Origin of the sequence: Streptomyces graminilatus, from assembly GCF_001418565.1 — a bacterium.
Classification (GTDB): Bacteria; Actinomycetota; Actinomycetes; order Streptomycetales; family Streptomycetaceae; genus Streptomyces; species Streptomyces graminilatus.
In genome coordinates this window covers 1-2,245 of sequence record NZ_LIQQ01000858.1, presented here as the reverse complement: position 1 = coordinate 2,245, position 2,245 = coordinate 1, and the positions used below count along the sequence as shown (strand labels likewise).

The 2,245-nt window shown below is 72.1% G+C and carries 2 protein-coding genes; one reads left to right on the top strand and one right to left on the bottom strand.

The window, feature by feature from the left end:
* A partial coding sequence (locus tag AOK08_RS42275) for an MFS transporter (RefSeq protein WP_055535914.1) occupies positions 1-1,100 on the bottom strand: 1,100 nt, incomplete at its 3' end.
* Between the two features lie 115 nt (positions 1,101-1,215).
* Here AOK08_RS42275 and AOK08_RS42270 point away from each other — a divergent pair.
* The gene (locus AOK08_RS42270) at positions 1,216-2,235 is read left to right on the top strand and encodes a LacI family DNA-binding transcriptional regulator (protein ID WP_055535913.1); all 1,020 of its coding nucleotides are present in this window, start codon (positions 1,216-1,218) and stop codon (positions 2,233-2,235) included.
* Positions 2,236-2,245 lie beyond the last annotated feature (10 nt).

Sequence of the window (2,245 nt, the reverse complement as noted above, 5' to 3'; positions counted from 1 at the left end):
AACCCCCACAGCGTCCCGCCCCACTCCACGACCGGCCCCGCGAGCCCCGTACCCAGCGACGAACCCACGGTGAACGTCGTCACAAGCCAGGAGAAAGCCTCGGTGACCGTCCCGCGCGGAGCATGCCGGTCCACCAGTACGAACGCACATGCGAGGGTCGGCGCCAGGAACACCCCCGCGAGCACCATCAGCGACGTCATCGCCACCGCACCCGGCATCAGCGTCAACGGGAGGTAACACACCGCCAGCAGCCCCACCAGCACCGTCAACCGCCGCTCCGCGGGACCGCTCCACCGCCGCGCCCCGTACAGCGACCCGCCCAGCAGAGCACCCAGCCCCACGGCAGCCATCAGCCACCCGTACACCGCGTCCCCGCCATGACCGTCCGCGTACGACACCGACGCGACCGTGATCGACCCCAGCGCGATCCCCACGAACAGGAACGCCCCCAGCATCACCAGCAGCCCCGGCGACCTCAGCGCGCCCAGCCAGTGCGCCTCACGCGGCGCCGACCGCCACGCCCGCGAAGGCGGCGACAGCACCACGGACAGCGCCCCCAGCACCCCGATCACGTTCAGCACCAGCAACGCCGCCCGCGCCGACCACAGCGACGCGCACAGCGTCACCAGCAACGGCCCCACCGTGAACATGACTTCCTGTGCCACCGCGTCCATCGCGTACGCCGTGTGCACCTGGTCCTCCCTGCGCAGCACAGAGGGCCACAGCGCCCGCAGACCGCCCTCCAGGGGAGGTGTGAAGAGCCCGGCGACCGCCACGGCCGCATACGCGAGCGGCAGCGGCTCGGTGCCCGCGAACGCGAACGCACCCATCCCGAACGCCGACACGAGCGCCGCCGACAACTGCACCCGCGGCTGCCCGTACAGGTCGACCAGCCGCCCCAGCAGCGGCTGCCCCACGGCATTGGCCACCCCGTACGCAGCCGCCAGCCCGCCGGCGAGGCTGTACGTGCCGCCCCCGGCCCGGACGAACAGCACGATCGCGATCGCCGCCGTGGCGTTCGGCAACCGGCCCACCAGGGTGCCCACAAGCAGCCGCACCGCATGCCGTGCCCGGAGAATCTCCAGGTATCCCGCCGCCATGACCAGCCCTTCCCGTCAACCGCGACGCCGGAAGTGTTACGTATAACGTCGCCCGTCATACGTACCATGACCCCAGTCCGCACGTCCACGCACCCCCACGAAGGAGCAGGCCCCGGTGGCACGAGGCAGCACCCGACCCACCAGCCGCGACGTCGCCCGTGCCGCAGGCGTCTCACAGGCCGCCGTCTCCCTCGTCCTCGGCGACAAATGGCGCGGCCGCGTCGCCGAGACCACCGCCGAACGCGTACGCGAAGCAGCCCTCGAACTCGGCTACCGCCCCAACCTCGCCGCCCGCAACCTACGCCTCGGCCACACCCGCACCGTCCTTCTCGTCGTCCCCGCCCTCACCACCGAATTCTTCGCCGGCGTCTACACCGGAGCAGCCCGCGTCGCCGCCGAACACGGCTTCGGCGTCGTCCTCTACCCCTCCCCCGAAGGCATCGGCCCGGCCCGCGACCCCTTCCACTCCGCCCAGGCCGCCCTCGACGGCGTCCTCGCCTCCTCCATGGCCGCCGACGCCCTCACCGCCATCCGCGGCGACCAACTCCCTCTCGTCATGCTCGACAGCGACCCCCGGGGAAGCCTCGGCGCCGCCACCGTCAACCTCGACATCGCCGACGGCGTACGCCAGATCACCGACCACCTCCTCGGCCTCGGCCACCGCCACTTCCTCCACCTCGCCGCCGACATCCCCTCCTGGACCTTCGCCGTACGAGCCCACGAACTCACCACACGCCTCGCCACCGTCCCCGGCACCGCCGTACGCACCATCCACGCCCCCATCACCATCGAAGGCGCCCAGCAGGCCACCACAGCCGCCCTCACCGGCCCCGGCCCCCACCCCACCGCCCTCGTCTGCGACGACGACAAACTCGCCACCGGCGCCTACAAGGCCATCCGCCGCATGGGCCTGCACATCCCCGACGACCTCTCCGTCACCGGCCTCGACGACCTCGCCCTCGCCACCGCCATCGACCCCGAACTCACCACTGTCCGCCTCGACGCCGAACTCTTCGGCGAACGCGGCATGCAGGCACTCCTCGCCGTACTCGACGGCCGCACCCCCACCAAGGGCGACATCCCCGTCCAACTCGTCGTACGAGGCTCCACAGCACCCCCGCGCACCCGCCCCTGACCCCCCAGCC